Origin of the sequence: Neptunomonas qingdaonensis, from assembly GCF_900113275.1 — a bacterium.
In the GTDB taxonomy this organism is placed as follows: Bacteria; Pseudomonadota; Gammaproteobacteria; order Pseudomonadales; family Balneatricaceae; genus Neptunomonas; species Neptunomonas qingdaonensis.
In genome coordinates this window covers 1-14,987 of the sequence record NZ_FOOU01000026.1, presented here as the reverse complement: position 1 = coordinate 14,987, position 14,987 = coordinate 1, and the positions used below count along the sequence as shown (strand labels likewise).

At 45.7% G+C, this 14,987-nt stretch carries 15 protein-coding genes and 1 riboswitch; of the genes, 6 read left to right on the top strand and 9 right to left on the bottom strand.

The window, feature by feature from the left end:
- Positions 1-130: 130 nt before the first annotated feature.
- A complete protein-coding gene (gene aceK, locus BM099_RS20060) occupies positions 131-1,858 on the bottom strand; it encodes a bifunctional isocitrate dehydrogenase kinase/phosphatase (RefSeq protein ID WP_090731061.1) in 1,728 nt (575 codons plus the stop codon).
- 126 nt (positions 1,859-1,984) lie between these two features.
- Between aceK and pfkA the strand changes: the two genes are divergently transcribed.
- Entirely contained in the window at positions 1,985-2,992 is a 1,008-nt protein-coding gene (gene pfkA / locus BM099_RS20055) for a 6-phosphofructokinase (protein WP_090731059.1), read from the top strand.
- Positions 2,993-3,032: 40 nt separating this feature from the next.
- Here the strand turns inward: pfkA and BM099_RS20050 are convergent, their stop codons facing one another.
- Both BM099_RS20050 and BM099_RS20045 read right to left on the bottom strand, forming a co-directional pair.
- Positions 3,033-3,674 carry an MBL fold metallo-hydrolase gene (locus tag BM099_RS20050; protein ID WP_090731056.1) on the bottom strand — a complete coding sequence of 214 codons (642 nt, stop codon included), beginning with the start codon at positions 3,672-3,674 and terminating at the stop codon, positions 3,033-3,035.
- 86 nt (positions 3,675-3,760) lie between these two features.
- Positions 3,761-4,246 (bottom strand): hypothetical protein, encoded by a 486-nt coding sequence (locus BM099_RS20045; RefSeq protein ID WP_090731054.1) that lies wholly within the window; start codon positions 4,244-4,246, stop codon positions 3,761-3,763.
- 166 nt (positions 4,247-4,412) lie between these two features.
- Here BM099_RS20045 and BM099_RS20040 point away from each other — a divergent pair, with 166 nt between their 5' ends.
- The 4 genes from BM099_RS20040 (at position 4,413) to BM099_RS20960 (ending at position 6,533) form a co-directional block, all read left to right on the top strand.
- On the top strand, positions 4,413-5,312 hold the full coding sequence (locus tag BM099_RS20040; RefSeq protein ID WP_090731053.1) for a D-hexose-6-phosphate mutarotase: 900 nt from the start codon (positions 4,413-4,415) through the stop codon (positions 5,310-5,312).
- A 147-nt stretch (positions 5,313-5,459) separates the two neighbouring features.
- On the top strand, positions 5,460-5,726 hold the full coding sequence (locus BM099_RS20035; protein WP_090731051.1) for a DUF5062 family protein: 267 nt from the start codon (positions 5,460-5,462) through the stop codon (positions 5,724-5,726).
- A gap of 28 nt (positions 5,727-5,754) precedes the next feature.
- Positions 5,755-6,333, top strand: a complete 579-nt coding sequence (locus BM099_RS20030; protein WP_090731049.1) for a sigma-70 family RNA polymerase sigma factor — start codon at positions 5,755-5,757, stop codon at positions 6,331-6,333.
- The gene (locus BM099_RS20960) at positions 6,330-6,533 is read left to right on the top strand and encodes an anti-sigma factor family protein (RefSeq protein ID WP_090731047.1); all 204 of its coding nucleotides are present in this window, start codon (positions 6,330-6,332) and stop codon (positions 6,531-6,533) included. Before BM099_RS20030 ends, BM099_RS20960 begins: the two co-directional genes overlap by 4 nt.
- Positions 6,534-6,570: 37 nt before the next feature.
- On the opposite strand, the gene BM099_RS20020 is transcribed toward BM099_RS20960, so the two are convergent.
- From BM099_RS20020 to BM099_RS19995, 6 genes are all read right to left on the bottom strand, one after another.
- Positions 6,571-6,798: a hypothetical protein gene (locus tag BM099_RS20020; protein ID WP_090731045.1), complete on the bottom strand. Its 228-nt coding sequence runs from the start codon at positions 6,796-6,798 to the stop codon at positions 6,571-6,573.
- A 58-nt stretch (positions 6,799-6,856) separates the two neighbouring features.
- Positions 6,857-8,734: a phosphomethylpyrimidine synthase ThiC gene (thiC, locus tag BM099_RS20015; RefSeq protein WP_090731043.1), complete on the bottom strand. Its 1,878-nt coding sequence runs from the start codon at positions 8,732-8,734 to the stop codon at positions 6,857-6,859.
- A 46-nt stretch (positions 8,735-8,780) separates the two neighbouring features.
- Positions 8,781-9,617, bottom strand: a complete 837-nt coding sequence (gene thiD / locus BM099_RS20010) for a bifunctional hydroxymethylpyrimidine kinase/phosphomethylpyrimidine kinase (protein WP_090731041.1) — start codon at positions 9,615-9,617, stop codon at positions 8,781-8,783.
- Positions 9,606-9,699, bottom strand: a riboswitch (TPP riboswitch). (Overlaps the previous gene by 12 nt.)
- Positions 9,700-10,411: 712 nt before the next feature.
- Positions 10,412-11,347, bottom strand: a complete 936-nt coding sequence (locus BM099_RS20005; protein WP_090731040.1) for an alpha/beta hydrolase — start codon at positions 11,345-11,347, stop codon at positions 10,412-10,414.
- A 9-nt stretch (positions 11,348-11,356) separates the two neighbouring features.
- Positions 11,357-12,169 carry a bifunctional DNA-formamidopyrimidine glycosylase/DNA-(apurinic or apyrimidinic site) lyase gene (gene mutM / locus BM099_RS20000; RefSeq protein ID WP_090731038.1) on the bottom strand — a complete coding sequence of 271 codons (813 nt, stop codon included), beginning with the start codon at positions 12,167-12,169 and terminating at the stop codon, positions 11,357-11,359.
- Positions 12,170-12,213: 44 nt separating this feature from the next.
- On the bottom strand, positions 12,214-13,110 hold the full coding sequence (locus BM099_RS19995; protein ID WP_090731036.1) for a DMT family transporter: 897 nt from the start codon (positions 13,108-13,110) through the stop codon (positions 12,214-12,216).
- A gap of 145 nt (positions 13,111-13,255) precedes the next feature.
- Between BM099_RS19995 and BM099_RS19990 the strand changes: the two genes are divergently transcribed.
- Positions 13,256-14,674, top strand: coding sequence for an aminotransferase-like domain-containing protein (locus tag BM099_RS19990; RefSeq protein WP_090731035.1), 1,419 nt, complete (start codon positions 13,256-13,258; stop codon positions 14,672-14,674).
- Positions 14,675-14,987 lie beyond the last annotated feature (313 nt).

Genomic DNA, 14,987 nt, shown 5'->3' with positions numbered 1-14,987 from the left:
TTGGCAGCCTCCTTGGGAAGAGGTGCGCATTCTACAGACTCCCCAAAAGGAGTCAACAGCCCTGCCTGAAAAAAGTGATATTTTTATGAAAAATGTTTCAACCCCACCGTCAGGGCATGAGAGCAACCCTTTACCGAGAGAAGCGCTGCATCTGCCGATAAGGAAAGATATCTACGACATCTCCCGATCTGACCTGCTGCTGCATATCTTGCCAAAACTCGATATTCAATAGATCACCATGAAGCTCATTAAAGATTTTCCGAACTTTTGGGTTACATGCCGTCAGTATGGAAAACTCTTCAGGAAAAACATCATTTGGCGCTACCGAGTACCAGGGCTCTGCCGCCATTTCTTGTTCAGGATACATAGCGGCGGGAATTTTCCGGAAATTACACTCTGTTAAATAAAGTATTTCATCATAGTCATAAAATACCACCCGGGCATGTCGCGTAACGCCAAAGTTTTTAAACAACATATCTCCCGCAAAAATATTAGCGGCAGCAAGCTGCTTGATCGCTTTTCCATATTCATTAATCGCATCTAGCAAAGCACTTTCATCATCTCTTTGCAGCGCTTCATCAATATAAATATTCAATGGCGTCATACGCCGCTCAGTCCAAAGATGTTTGATCGTCACGCTATCTTCGCTAATCAACAATGCTGATGGTGCAACGGACTGTAACTCCGCTAATAACTCGGCTGAGATTCTCTGCCGAGGGAATACTAAATTTTCAAACTCTTGCGTATCCGCCATACGTCCAACCCGATCATGGCGCTTTACCAACTGATACCGCTCATGAACCATTTTTCGCGTGATCTGTTTTGACGATGAAAAACGATCTTTGATTATCTTAAAAACAATAGGAAATGACTTCAGGGTAAATACAGTCATCACCATGCCTTTAATCCCTGGCGCAATAATAAACAGATCGTCAGTACGCGCGATATGCGCCATATAATCACGATAAAATTCAGCCTTTCCCTGCTTATAAAAGCCTATAGAAGTGTACAACTCCGCTCTTGATTTCATCGGAATTAATGACTGAAGAAAGCGTACAAACTCTGAAGGCACATTTACATCGACCATGAAGTACGCCCGCGTGAAACTAAAGATTATTGAAACCTGATCACCATCAGTAATCGCAGTATCGACGTAGACACGACCATTATCATTTAAAATGGGTATTACAAAAGGAATCTCCTCTGCGGACAGGTTTATTCTGCCTACCAGATAAGCCCCCTTATTTCTATAGAAAACACTACGTACCACATCAACACTGGTTGTCTCATTTACGACAGCCCCTGGCGGAATATTTTGTTTGATGTAATACGCCAGATTACGAATATCCCTCTTTTTATTCTCCCAAGGTACTTTGAAAGAGTAATCGTCCAGCATTGTTTTCAATAAGCTGATTAGCCCATGCTGCATACTATAGGTTTGATAGATAGTATCTCCTGAGCTAACTTCACGTTCTGGCATCGATGTATGGATAAACATATGCTCATTGGTTAGCTGGTAATGTTTATGCACTTTGCAATAGATCGAATTATAAAAAGTCTCTGCCAACTCAAAATCATCTCGCTTCTTTAATAACGAGATATAACAACCCTTAGCCTTACACCACAAAGATTTCTCATAAAGCGGTTCTCCAAGCAGAGCAAACAACTCATCCGCCGCTGTTTGTGACTGCTTTTCATAGAGATCAATTCGTTCTGCAGCAGCGTGCTGTATCTGTAACCATTGCCGTTGCTCAAACCGTTCCTGGGCCTTATCCGTAATATTTTTAAACAGCATCCGATAAATAACAAAATGCTTCAGCACCTCGTCTGCAATACGCTCTGGAAACTGCATATTCATCTACTAATACCTCTTATTTTACGGCTGCTTTATTTTACAACCACTAGTACGCGCGCACTTGAACTACCCAGCCTCTGCAATACATACTATTGGCTATCCAATGTAGATATCACGAAAGGATATTCCATGTTTACGTTACCCCATTTAAAACCGATAAAGACTTATAAGTCTATTGCTTTACTGACCAGCGGCGGTGATTCTCCCGGTATGAACCCCGCCATCCGCGGTATTGTTAGGACAGCACTTAATAGCGGTATCGAAAACGTATACGGAGTTCAACGCGGCTACAGCGGCTTAATTGCCGGCGACATCCATAAACTAACGTCTCGCTCAGTCACTAACATTGTTCAGCGAGGCGGCACTATGCTTAAGAGCGCCCGCTGCCTTGAGTTTAAAGTGCCACAAATCCGTGCAAAAGCGGCTGAGATATTGAAAGAGAAAGGCATTGAAGCCCTTATTGTTATCGGCGGCGACGGATCAATGACGGGCGCTCACCTATTTACCGAAGAAACGGGCATCCCCGTTATCGGTTTACCGGGCACGATTGATAATGATATTCCGGGTTCTGACGACACCATCGGGTTTGATACTGCAGTTAATACCGCGCTGGGAGCTATCGACCGAATCCGTGACACCGCCCTATCTCATGAAAGTCTTTTTTTAGTAGAGGTGATGGGGCGCAACTCAGGTTTCATCGCGACTCAGGTAGGCATAGCATGCGGCGCAGAGTTGGTGGTTGTACCCGAGTATGAATTTGATCTTCACGACTTATGCGTGACACTGGCCAAACAGCGCGCTAATAAGCTAGGCTCCAGCGGCATTATCGTCATTGCAGAAGGCAAAGACCCCGGGCTCACGTCAAGAATTGCATACCAACTGGAAGAGCTGGGGCAGGAACCCAAAATTTGTATTTTAGGCCACATACAGCGCGGAGGCAGTCCTTCAGGACATGACAGGATGCTCGCATCCTGCCTTGGTGCATCGGCCGTACAATATCTCTTAGCCGGTTATAACGACATTATGGTGGGTGTTCAGCAAGGCGCGATCATCGACATTCCATTACGAAAAGTTATCACAGACACGAAGACGCTCGATCAGAATATTTTCGCTATCACCACCTTATTACACAAATAGGTTACCTAAATAAAGCAACGATTAAACTCAACCACACTCATCAGCCACGGTGATCAGAAACAAATGGATTGGTTCGCTTTTCGTGGCCAAGCGTTGATGCCGGCCCATGCCCCGGTATGAACTCGACCTCATCCCCCAGAGCAAACAGCTTTTTACGGATAGAATCGATTAATTGCTGATGATTACCACCCGGAAAGTCCGTTCGGCCAATAGAGCCCTGGAAGATAACATCACCCACCTGAGCCATACCCGCTGATTTATCAAAAAACACCACGTGTCCGGGTGTGTGGCCCGGGCAGTGCAACACTTGGAATGTTTGCTTACCGACAGTTACAACATCACCATCTTCCAGCCAGCGATCCGGCATGAAATCACCTACTTTCGGAAAACCAAACATTGCACTTTGTTTAGCAAGCCCCTCTATCCAGTACAAATCGCCTTTATGTGGCCCTTCAATCGGCACCTGATGCAGCGCTTTAATTTCAGCCGTTCCACCCGCATGATCAATATGAGCATGTGTCAATAATATCTTTTCAAGCTGCAAGCCTTCCTCTTTAATAGCTGCTTCGATTTTTGCGACATCACCGCCTGGATCTATCACGGCAGCCTGCATAGTCTCTTCACACCAACATAAGGTACAGTTTTGCTGGAAGGCCGTAACCGGAATAACTCTGAACTTCATAAAACACCCGATACTTTATTTTAAATTCTTAGTGATAAATAATCACTTATATAGATCAACGACATCAAGCACATAAGTAATTTTGACTAGCTGATGACCACGATTTCAAAAGATTTTACATGTTCACCTAAACGTAAAGCGATCTCATCGCCTTCATAACACCCAAGCACTTTATGACCCAGAGGCGCATCAGGCGTAATAGTAGTGATGCGAACCCCCTCATACTCAAGCACAATACCGCCGCACACAGGCAGAATCCACAACCATTGACTATGGGCGGAGAGCAGATCCTGCAATTGAATGATGGCACCAGAGCTCACCACGGAACCCGGCACAAAATCAGTAAACTTCAGATATTTTAAAACAGTTACCTGTCGCTGCAACTCGGCAGCACGAACCGATTGTCCGTGAGCAAGGTAGGCCGCTTCGAGCGCTAAGGTATCATATTGATTTTCAGGCTTACTCTGTTCATGTACCGCATTATCACGCGCCTGAGTGACCGCACCCAAAGTAGTCGCCAGCTCACGCTGTACAATGCCCAACAACTGTTCAAGCAAACGATATTTATTCAATAGTCAGTAATCATCATAAGAGAAATAAGTAAATGCGAGCAGAGTTAGGTAACCTATAATCACTTAATCATCTGCTTTATAGTGCACCTACTAAACACTAAGCCAGCTACACACTAAATAATGCCGGCCTATTCTAGGTTAATGTACAACAAAGTGCGAAGTCATTATGAAATACGCTTTCTGCCAACAGTCTGGATTGCATCAACTCGATAGTATTCAGATCGACCACCCTTTATTTAAAGCGACCTTACTACTACAAGGCGCTCAAATAATAGAGTTTTCGCCGCTCCATCATCATTTCCAGAATGCTTTATGGCTGAGCCCCAGCGCTGAATATAATAAAGGGGAGTCCGTGCGCGGCGGTATCCCTATATGCTGGCCGTGGTTCGGCGCCGCCGATAAGAACCCGGAAGCTATCCGCCAAAGCATACAGCGTCCGGTAGCTCACGGTTTTGCTCGCAGCAGTTTGTGGCAATTAAAAGAGATCAAAGAAAGCTGCCATCAAATAGAGGTCACACTGATACTGACATCTTCTGACAACAGTCGCCAATACTGGCCCTATGACTTTGAGCTTGAAGCCCGGTTTACACTTGGAAGAAGGTTACACTTACAACTCACCACTCTCAATACCGATCATCGCAGCGTAAATTATAGCCAGGCGCTGCATACATATCTTCCAACCAACAGTATCAGCGAAACTCGTATTCATGGTGCGCATAACAGCCACTACATTGATGCACTAGACCAATGGCAACTGAAACCACAACGAGGAAACATTAATTTTCAGGGTGAAACTGACCGTATTTATCAGCTAAACATTAGCGCCCAAACTCTAAGAGCAGTCACACCGGCCCACACCTTAACTCTTCGACAATCAAACAGCCGCTCTGTTGTGATCTGGAATCCCTGGATCGAAAAAAGCAAACACTTAAGCCAATTCAGCCCTAACGATTATAAAAACATGTTTTGTATTGAGACCGCTAATGTACTCGACGATGCCGTCATACTGGCTCCCAATGCATCACATAAAATCAGTATGCAACTTTCCATTGAGGCTTCCTCTTGAGGCAACTCTTGATTGTTATCTTTAGAGTTGAACAGGATCATATGGAAATTTTCACATCTTTTCCTGTCATATGATTAAATAGAGTGGCAGCCTCCGTTAACAACGCATATTTAACGTAAACAATCAGACTCTTTTGAAGGCACAGCAATGAAAATGAAACCTAAACAAGAAGCGCAACTCGTCAAAGAAGCACTGCGTGTTGGTGAAGTTTATATGAAAAACCGAGGTTTCGACGGTTTCAAGCCTACCGATAGCAGTGGACTCAAAATTTCAAATCTTTATCAATTACTTGCCGTAGATAAACTCATCACACCGCTGGCAAAAGACCAGGAAGATGAGCCCCATATGAAACATAAACTGGCACTATGGATAGCCAAGCAGCTACCTGATAACCACCCACTCAAAAACAGCTAAGCAACCGACGAACAAGGCCAAACCCTCTATGCAATCAACCCCTGCATCTTATACAGCCGATTTCGAAGCATTACGCCCAAAACTGCTGGCTTTCACCCTGTTACAGGTGCCCGATAAAGGTCATGCCGAAGATTTAGTACAAGAAACCATGCTCGCCGCCATTGAAGGCCTGACGCGCTATTCAGGAACTGCGCAATTCGATACGTGGGTATACAGTATTTTGCGCCACAAATTGATTGACTACATCAGAAAACAGAAGAGAGGTCGGCAGCTGTTTATTTCAGATGAAGATACCAGCGGCCTTGATGGCATGTTTAATGCGAAAGAACACTGGAATGCTGATGCAATCCCCTCTCACTGGCATAACCCTGAAGACCTTCATATGCGAAGTCATTTTTGGGAGATCTTTGATCTGTGCCTGCTGCACCTTCCCAGTAATACTGCCCGGGTATTTGCCTTACGCGAACTCATGGAACTGGAAACAGAAGAAATATGTGATTGTCTGGGAATTTCGGAACAAAACTGCTGGACTATTTTACATCGCGCCCGACTTAAATTGCGCGGATGTCTGGAAAAAGGCTGGTTCCTGAAGGAGAGTAACGCATGAAATCATGCAAACAAGCATCATTTTTAATGTCAAAAAAACTCGATACCCCGCTCAGTTTCATCGAGTCCATATCACTAAAAATTCATTTAGCAATGTGTAAAAGCTGCGCCGAATGTGACTCGCAGCTTCTGTCAATTCACACTCTCTGTCAAAAGCGGCATATCGACACCTCCATCAAAGACACCGACACCACGCAATAACAGTCACCCAGTCTGCAAATAATACTGCAGCCTCGTATCATTCGTTACGTTTAGCCTTTTGTGCTTTCACGTACTCCTCATCCAACGCGCCATATTGCCGCTGATAAGCATCGGGATCTGAACGCCAGAGCCTATAAAGCTTACGATCATTGCTAGCAAGCGGTGGCGGCTGCTCTTTTCGCCTCCTGAGCGCTTGCACTGTCACTGGCACAAACGCAAACAGCACAAGAAGAGCAACCGCTAAATACTTCAGTTCATCTGACATAGAATATCTTCAAAGGTTATCAATACCCCTGCAAGACTAACTGAAAGCAGTACAGAGGTTAAACCTTATGATAAATTTCCGCTCCCGTGTCCTTAAATTCTTGGGATTTATCCTGCATTCCCTTAACAGCAGCGGTTTTTAACTCGGCCAGTTGGGTGGCATCCAGATCACGGACTTCTTGAGAAATTTTCATTGAGCAGAACTTAGGCCCACACATAGAGCAGAAATGCGCGACTTTAGAAGACTCTTTGGGCAGAGTTTCATCGTGATAAGCACGCGCAGTATCCGGATCCAGACCAATATTAAACTGATCCTCCCAACGGAATTCAAAGCGTGCCTTAGACATCGCATTATCACGAATCTGTGCACCCGGATGGCCTTTAGCCAGATCTGCAGCATGTGCCGCGATTTTATAGGTGATGATACCCGTCTTAACATCATCTTTATTGGGAAGTCCCAGATGCTCTTTCGGCGTCACATAACACAGCATCGCGCAGCCATACCAACCGATCATGGCGGCACCAATACCCGAGGTAATGTGGTCATAACCAGGCGCAATGTCCGTCGTCAAAGGGCCTAAGGTGTAAAAAGGCGCCTCATGACACTCAGTTAGCTGCTTGTCCATGTTTTCCTTGATCATGTGCATTGGCACGTGACCCGGCCCTTCGATCATGACCTGTACATCATGCTTCCAGGCAACTTTTGTCAGCTCGCCTAAGGTTTCCAACTCAGCAAACTGCGCTTCATCATTGGCATCATATACGGAACCCGGACGCAAACCATCTCCCAATGAGAATGACACATCATAGGTTTTGCAAATTTCACAAATGTCTTCGAAATGCGTGTAAAGAAAGTTCTCCTCATGATGCGCCAAACACCATTTCGCCATGATAGAACCGCCGCGCGAAACAATACCGGTCATGCGTTTGACTGTCATGGGGACATAGCGCAACAGAACGCCAGCATGAATCGTAAAGTAATCGACACCCTGCTCTGCCTGTTCGATCAATGTATCGCGAAACACTTCCCAATTAAGATCTTCAGCAACACCATTTACTTTTTCTAATGCCTGATAGATAGGCACAGTACCGATAGGTACCGGCGCATTACGCAGGATCCATTCACGTGTCTCATGAATATTTTTACCGGTAGATAGATCCATGACAGTATCGGAGCCCCAGCGAGTCCCCCACGTCATCTTCGCTACTTCCTCTTCGATAGAAGAGGTCACCGCAGAATTACCAATATTACCGTTAATCTTAACCAGAAAATTACGCCCGATAATCATTGGCTCTAATTCAGGATGATTAATATTTGCCGGGATAATAGCACGACCTTCTGCTACTTCCTGTCGAACAAACTCAGGCGTAATTTCATCCGGTAAATTAGCGCCGAAACTAAACCCCGGGTGCTGCTGAGCAACGATATTTCCTTCAGCTTTAGACTTCGCCAGCTTCATATTTTCACGAATAGCGATAAACTCCATTTCAGGCGTGATGATTCCCTTACGCGCATAATGTAGCTGCGTCACATTCATCCCCGCTTTAGCCCGTGACGGCTTACGCGTTAACTCGAAACGCAGTTCATCCAAACGCAAATCGACCTCACGTGCACGCCCATACTCAGACGATAACGCCGTAAGCTGCTCGGTATCATTTCGTTCTGCGATCCAGCCCGCACGCAAAGCCACCAGCCCTTTTCTGATATCTATCGTGGCTTCAGGGTCTGTATAGGGCCCGGACGTATCATAAACATATAAGGGGTCATTCTTTTCTCCGCCCAGACCTGTCGGCGTATCGTCCAGCGAAATCTCACGCATAGGCACACGAATGTCCGGACGACTTCCCTCAATATAGACTTTACGCGACTTAGGAAATGGCTGAACTGAAGCATGATCAACACTGGCGTTTTGGCTTAACAATTTATTATTAGACATAATTCACCCTACTTAAAACTAAACTCTGAAAGATAAGAAGTACCCATTAGCCTTTTTGACTCCAGAGCAACGAAAAATGATGCAAGGGGCCGTGACCAGCCCCTACTAGTAACGAATCAGCCGCCGCAATGGCAACGCTGATATATTTTTTTGCCTCTCTTACTGACTGCTCAACATCCATCCCTTTAGCAAGCCCTGCCGCCACAGCTGACGACAGAGTGCAGCCAGTCCCATGCGTGTTCTTTGTTACAATACGGTCTGCCTTAAACTCGAAAACCCGCTCTCCATCAGACAGTAAATCAATAGCCTGCTCCTCAGCGGGCAGATGACCTCCTTTGAGTAATACCCAAGGCACACCAAGCTCATGCAAAGGCCCTAACATCTGGTACATTTCGGATAAGCAGGTCGGTTCAGAAAAACCCGTGAGTGCCGCCGCTTCGGGCAAATTAGGCGTAAATACAGTCGCTAGTGGAAATAAGCGTTTTTTCATCAGTAGCAACGCATCGGGGTGTAACAACGCTTTGCCGCTCTTGGAAAGCATGACAGGATCAATCACCACCGCTGCAGAGCAAAACTCATCCAAAATATCAGCAACGGCATCGACTGCCGATGCTTCACCGAGCATTCCAATTTTGATGGACTTAACGTCAAGATCTTGCAAGACAGCGCGAAGCTGTGCAGAAATAATGGCCGCGGGAATTGAGTGTATTGCATAGATGCCCTGCGTATTTTGTGCAGTAACCGCCGTAATGACAGATGCACCATATACCTGCAGAGCAGAGAAGGTTTTTAGATCGGCTTGAATACCTGCACCGCCACTGCTATCTGAACCAGCAATAGTTAACGCAACAGGCACAGCATGTTGATTGCTATTAGTATACATCTCGATTCCTACGCCAGTACTAGCTGGATCAGGTTCAGCGGGTTTTCTCTCAGCCCTCAATAGGGCACCCCGACAAGATGGGAATGAGTCTAAGGCGTTCTTAATCGCCTGTCCATCCCTTAATTTTTTGAACGCCCATTCAAAATATTTCTTTGAAAAATAGGACTTTTTCCTATATTAAAATTAATCCAACTCGCCATAATAACAACGGTGGATCTCCTGTTCATGGAACGAATTCAAGGATGGCCTAGAAAGCGGAATGGACACAAGGTAGTTAGCATGGAAGCCTTATAACCGCACGGAAATGGAAGCCAACAGAGAGGGCTTCGTAAAGGATTTACAAAGCCCTCTCGCCTTTTTTCTTCTCAGCCTTCAGAAATCCTCCCAGATAACATCATTACTACATCAGAAAATTTCTTTGCTGCTGGATTTTCTATTTGAAGCATGCATCTGTTCTTTCAACCAAAAACATAAATGGGGACATAGAAAGAGCCGTCGCCTAAGCGGGTAATAGAGCAACTGATTAGCGCTACAGCAGCGTAATCGGCAGGCATCGGTGGCAACCCAGTAAACTAAGCGGTATCAAAGCGGCATAAAAAAAGAGGGATCACATGAAGCGATAAGATATAACAGTCGCCTGAATCGGATACGACAATCAGAATTATCGCCCCGCTTCAGTGCTGCTTTGTTACGAAAAGCTTAAATTTTTATGACAAATATAAATAGCAGGTCAAAACCACACATCTAAATAATATACCTAAACAGCATATCCAGGCTTCTTCTACTATTTCCAGTTATGTATTACTTTGCTCAGGATCCGGCAGAGATCTAATCCACTGAGACACTGTATCAATTAACAACTCCGGATCATACCAAGGTAACATATGCCCGCCGGGTACTTCTATCAGCTCAAAAGGATGGGTTAATTCTTCGGTTAATCGCTTTGAATAACTAAACGGCAGAACTTCATCATCCCTACCATGCAGAATGGCCGCATGGAACTCGAAAGCCTGATCTTTTACTTCAGAGCGCCACGAATACAAGCTCGAAAGCGTACTGAGTGGGTAATCGAATACCATCAAATGATCATGGTTAAACTCTTTTGCAGCAGGATGTCCGGCGAGAAGCTGTTCATAATCCACCATCGATTTTAACGGAAAGTTCATACTAGGAAAGATCTGCGCCATCCCCCATGTCCACTGCCAAGCCACGTGATGCATTGTATCCGGTGCAATTTCAGGGATTAACAGAGTGCCACACAACACTCCCTGTATCCGCCCATCTTTTTCTGCTGCCGCAACAGCAAGTAAGGAGCCTATAGAATAACCATACACATAAACCGGACCGGAAAAACGCTCTTGCAAGCTGTCAATCAAATCACTGACCGATTGCACGACATTCTCTACGCTGTATTGTCCTCTTGACCCTGCTGAGTAACCATGACCCGGATAGTCCAGACTTACGGTATGAAAACCATTCTCGGCAAAGCGCCCCAACAAATCAGCATACAGCTCGGAGTAAGTACCGATACCGGGTAAGAATATTAATATAGGGGCTTCTGCATCGTCTGCCTGATAAAGCTCACAGTGAACGGCAAGATCACCTACCCGCAGGCCTTCACGCTTCTCCAGATGATGATGAATATCTAATTTATCTCTTAAGCGCCCGCGGTGCTCGTCAGCCACAATCTCGCTGTTACTCTTCGTTATATTTACATCGGCTATCGACATTCTTTATTCCTATCGCTGGCAATAATTACAGAACACCGTACTACGCTGCCCTAAACGCACCTCTTTCAGAGGGCGGCTACAATTCTGGCAGGGAAGTCCCCCTCGCCCATAAACATTAAGTGACTGCTGGAAATATCCAGGCTTTCCATCACTATTGACAAAATCTTTCAGAGTGGTGCCGCCTTGCCCAATTGCCGCCAGCAACACACTTTTGATTTCTGTGACCAGCAGCGCCAAACGCTTTTCTGAAAGCCGACCGGCTTCCTTACGAGGATCAATACCAGATTGAAAGAGCGCTTCGCTGGCATAAATGTTTCCTACACCGACCACCACGCGACTGTTCATAATCAATTGCTTTATGGTAACAGTACGCCCCTTGCATTGCTGTTGCAAATAAGCGACACAAAACTGCTCACTCAATGGTTCAGGCCCCAACGTACTTAAACGCTCATGCAACTGCCCTTGAGGCTGCCACAAAACAGCACCAAAACGTCGTGGGTCGGTCAGCCTCAGCAACTTCTCATTATTAAAGTGGATATCCAGATGGTCATGCTTCAACGGAGGTCGGGCATCAGTAACAATCCTTAAACTACCGGACATTCCCAAATGAATTAAAATTGTTCCGGGCACGGTCTCAAGTAGAATATATTTGCCACGACGCGCAACGCGCTGCACCCCCTGCCCGACCAAAGCCTCAAGCTCGGTTACAGGCACGGGCCAACGTAGTTTTGCTTGTCGCACCACCACAGACTCAATACATTGATTGAGGACATGTGGCTCTATACCTCTGCGTGTTGTCTCTACTTCAGGTAATTCAGGCACGTTAGCTCTTTTCGTTTCAGGACTTATACATTAAGGCTTACAGATTAGGACCTAATAAGGCCTTTAGGTGACTTTAAAACAAGATACACACCTAGCACGGTAATAAATATCCCTAATAATGCTAGTACACCTAATGCCTCATCAAATAATAGCCATGCTTCTATAACGGTGACGGGGGGAACCAGATAAAAATAACTCGCCACCCGAGCAGATTCACCCTCACGAATCATATACATCAATAACAACACTGCCGACACTGACAATCCAAATACCAACCAACCCAATGCCATTATCAGATCAAACGACCACTCCACTTCACGCGTCTCCATGCTGAATGCCAGCAAGCCCATCCAAAACGCAGTAGCCAGATATTGGAAAAAAGATCCTGCCATCAAATCGACACCCGCGCCAAAACGCTTTTGATATAAAGTACCAACAGATATTCCCAGCAAAGCAATAATAGTGGCGCCAATCGCTTCAGGCCGCAACGTTAACTCGCCCATCTCTTTGCCGCCGATAAGTACCATTGATACACCGGCCAAGCCTAAAACCAACCCCAACAGTTGTACTTTTGCCAGAGACTGTTTAAACCATATTCGCCCGATCAGTGCGGTAAGCAAAGGCTGCAAACCCACCACAATAGCGACAACACCTGCCGGCATATCCCATTTAATTGCAGCGAACACCCCGCCTAGATAAGCCGCATGAACCAGCGATCCAGAGACTAACTGATGCAACCCCTGCCTTCCTGTCGGCCATGTTGACTTAAATAACGCCATCAACACCATAAAGACAGCCAGCGTCAGCAACATGCGGATAAAGAGCATATTAAAGGGTTCAATATAGGGCAGCCCATACTTTGCACCAATGAACCCCGTACTCCAGAGCAGCACAAAGATCAGCGGAATAAAAGGGATAAGCCTTGTGCGTAACGCGAGCATCAAATGTCCTTAAAACTGAAAGCGGTCGAAAGAGTACAGGATATGAGCAATAGCCAGATTAAAAAAGAGACAGCCTCTCGATAAAAAACAGGGTACAGTTGCGAATAAGCTAAATATTTAACATAAAATACAGAAAACTGTACCCATGAAAATTTACCAAACAGTGATGCACCATATTAAAAACCAACTTCATTCGGGAGTCTTGCAACCGTATGACTATCTACCCTCCGTGCGTCATTTATCGCAAACACTAAAAGTCAGTAAGAACAGTGTGCTGCGGGCTTATCTTGCACTTGAGCAGGAAGGTCTCATTCTTGCCCATCCACGCAAAGGTTTCTCTGTAAAGCCGAGTAAAGACGACGCCCCGCCACAACCTCCCACACCACAGAACGTAATTTCAGGCGCCACATCATTAGACATTATCGGCTCAGCGCAACGCCAGGCAGAGGTGATCTTCGGCAGCGCCAATCCTGATACCCGCTTCAAAGGACGTTTAGACTTTTTCAAGCAACTCAGCAAGTTGATACGCGCAGAGATAAAATCACCGGCAATTTACAGCCATTATCAGGCCCCTCCTGGCGACATAAGACTCAGACAGCTAATTGCTAAAAAAACACATAGCGGCCATGCGGAGCTGGATGCAGAGGAAATCATCATAACTAATGGTGCTCAGGAAGCGATCTCGCTGGCGTTACGCAGCATTGCTCAACCTGGCGACATCATTGCGGTAGAGTCCCCCTGTTTTTATGGCATACTTCAGTGTATTGAGGCACTGGGATTACAGGTTATTGAAGTCCCGACCTACACGCCTAACGGGATCGACCTTGAGCAATTGGAAGCAGTGCTGAAACACTGGCAAGTAAAAGCGCTACTTCTCAACCCTCATGCCAACAACCCGCTCGGCTTCAATATGCCGGACGAACAGAAAGCAATATTATTGACGATAGCGCAAACCTACGACCTGGCCATTATTGAAGATGATGTTTTTGGCGAGCTTATCCATTCAAGCCAACGACGCAGAACATTGAAGTCAATGGACAATGACGGCCGTGTCATTTTATGTAGTTCACTTTCCAAAATACTCGATCCTGATATCCGTATTGGCTGGATAGCACCGGGCCGTTATTTTGATCAAATCAACTATCTTAAGTATGTCACCACATTAGCCACATCAGGGCTTATGCAGCACGCTGCCGCACTCTGGATGGAATCGGCCAACTTTAACCGTCACATTAAACAGCTTCAGAATCATTATCGTCATCGAAAGCCATTGTTTATCGACGCATTGAAAGCAAACCTACCCGCTGAAGCACATATTAATATTCCAGAAAGCGGTTTTCTCTGTTGGGTTACGTTACCGCAGCATATCAACGGGGATAGCCTATTCACTCAACTCAAAAGCGAAGGCATCAGCCTCACACCTGGCAGCCTGTTTGGCACAGCAAAGCAATTCCAACACTGCATACGACTGAACTTTGGCTCGTTTGATAACACAGCAAAACAACAGAAAGCGTTGGCGCGCCTAGGGGAGATAATCTGCATAGAAATTACACGACAGACATAAAAATGTATGGTTCCCCTCATGATTGCAACACAGATTTGTGATCATGAGGTGGTTTTGCGCTAATGTATTCGGAGTCTTTAATTAGGAATGTGTTATTCCCGCTCCACGATGAGCATCCGCGCCAGATAGCCCTTAAAAAGCCGGCAGCTTTTCACAGCTGTTTTTTATGACAGGTTTGCCACCCGGACGGTCAACCGTTTTCATCATCACGCTCTATTATTGCAAACCCGATTAAACCTGTTGTGCCTGATAAGGCTCATTCTTACTTAAAACAGCATAGGCTATCCGCGACAACTTGTTCGCCAGTGCAATG

Coding starts and splice junctions, on each gene's coding strand:
- aceK (WP_090731061.1), bottom strand. CDS start 1,858: ATGAATATGCAGTTTCCAGAGCGTATTGCAGACGAGGTGCTGAAGCAT.
- BM099_RS20050 (WP_090731056.1), bottom strand. CDS start 3,674: ATGAAGTTCAGAGTTATTCCGGTTACGGCCTTCCAGCAAAACTGTACC.
- BM099_RS19990 (WP_090731035.1), top strand. CDS start 13,256: ATGAAAATTTACCAAACAGTGATGCACCATATTAAAAACCAACTTCAT.
- pfkA (WP_090731059.1), top strand. CDS start 1,985: ATGTTTACGTTACCCCATTTAAAACCGATAAAGACTTATAAGTCTATT.
- BM099_RS20005 (WP_090731040.1), bottom strand. CDS start 11,347: ATGTCGATAGCCGATGTAAATATAACGAAGAGTAACAGCGAGATTGTG.
- BM099_RS20040 (WP_090731053.1), top strand. CDS start 4,413: ATGAAATACGCTTTCTGCCAACAGTCTGGATTGCATCAACTCGATAGT.
- BM099_RS19995 (WP_090731036.1), bottom strand. CDS start 13,110: ATGCTCGCGTTACGCACAAGGCTTATCCCTTTTATTCCGCTGATCTTT.
- BM099_RS20960 (WP_090731047.1), top strand. CDS start 6,330: ATGAAATCATGCAAACAAGCATCATTTTTAATGTCAAAAAAACTCGAT.
- thiD (WP_090731041.1), bottom strand. CDS start 9,617: ATGTATACTAATAGCAATCAACATGCTGTGCCTGTTGCGTTAACTATT.
- BM099_RS20030 (WP_090731049.1), top strand. CDS start 5,755: ATGCAATCAACCCCTGCATCTTATACAGCCGATTTCGAAGCATTACGC.
- BM099_RS20035 (WP_090731051.1), top strand. CDS start 5,460: ATGAAAATGAAACCTAAACAAGAAGCGCAACTCGTCAAAGAAGCACTG.
- thiC (WP_090731043.1), bottom strand. CDS start 8,734: ATGTCTAATAATAAATTGTTAAGCCAAAACGCCAGTGTTGATCATGCT.
- BM099_RS20020 (WP_090731045.1), bottom strand. CDS start 6,798: ATGTCAGATGAACTGAAGTATTTAGCGGTTGCTCTTCTTGTGCTGTTT.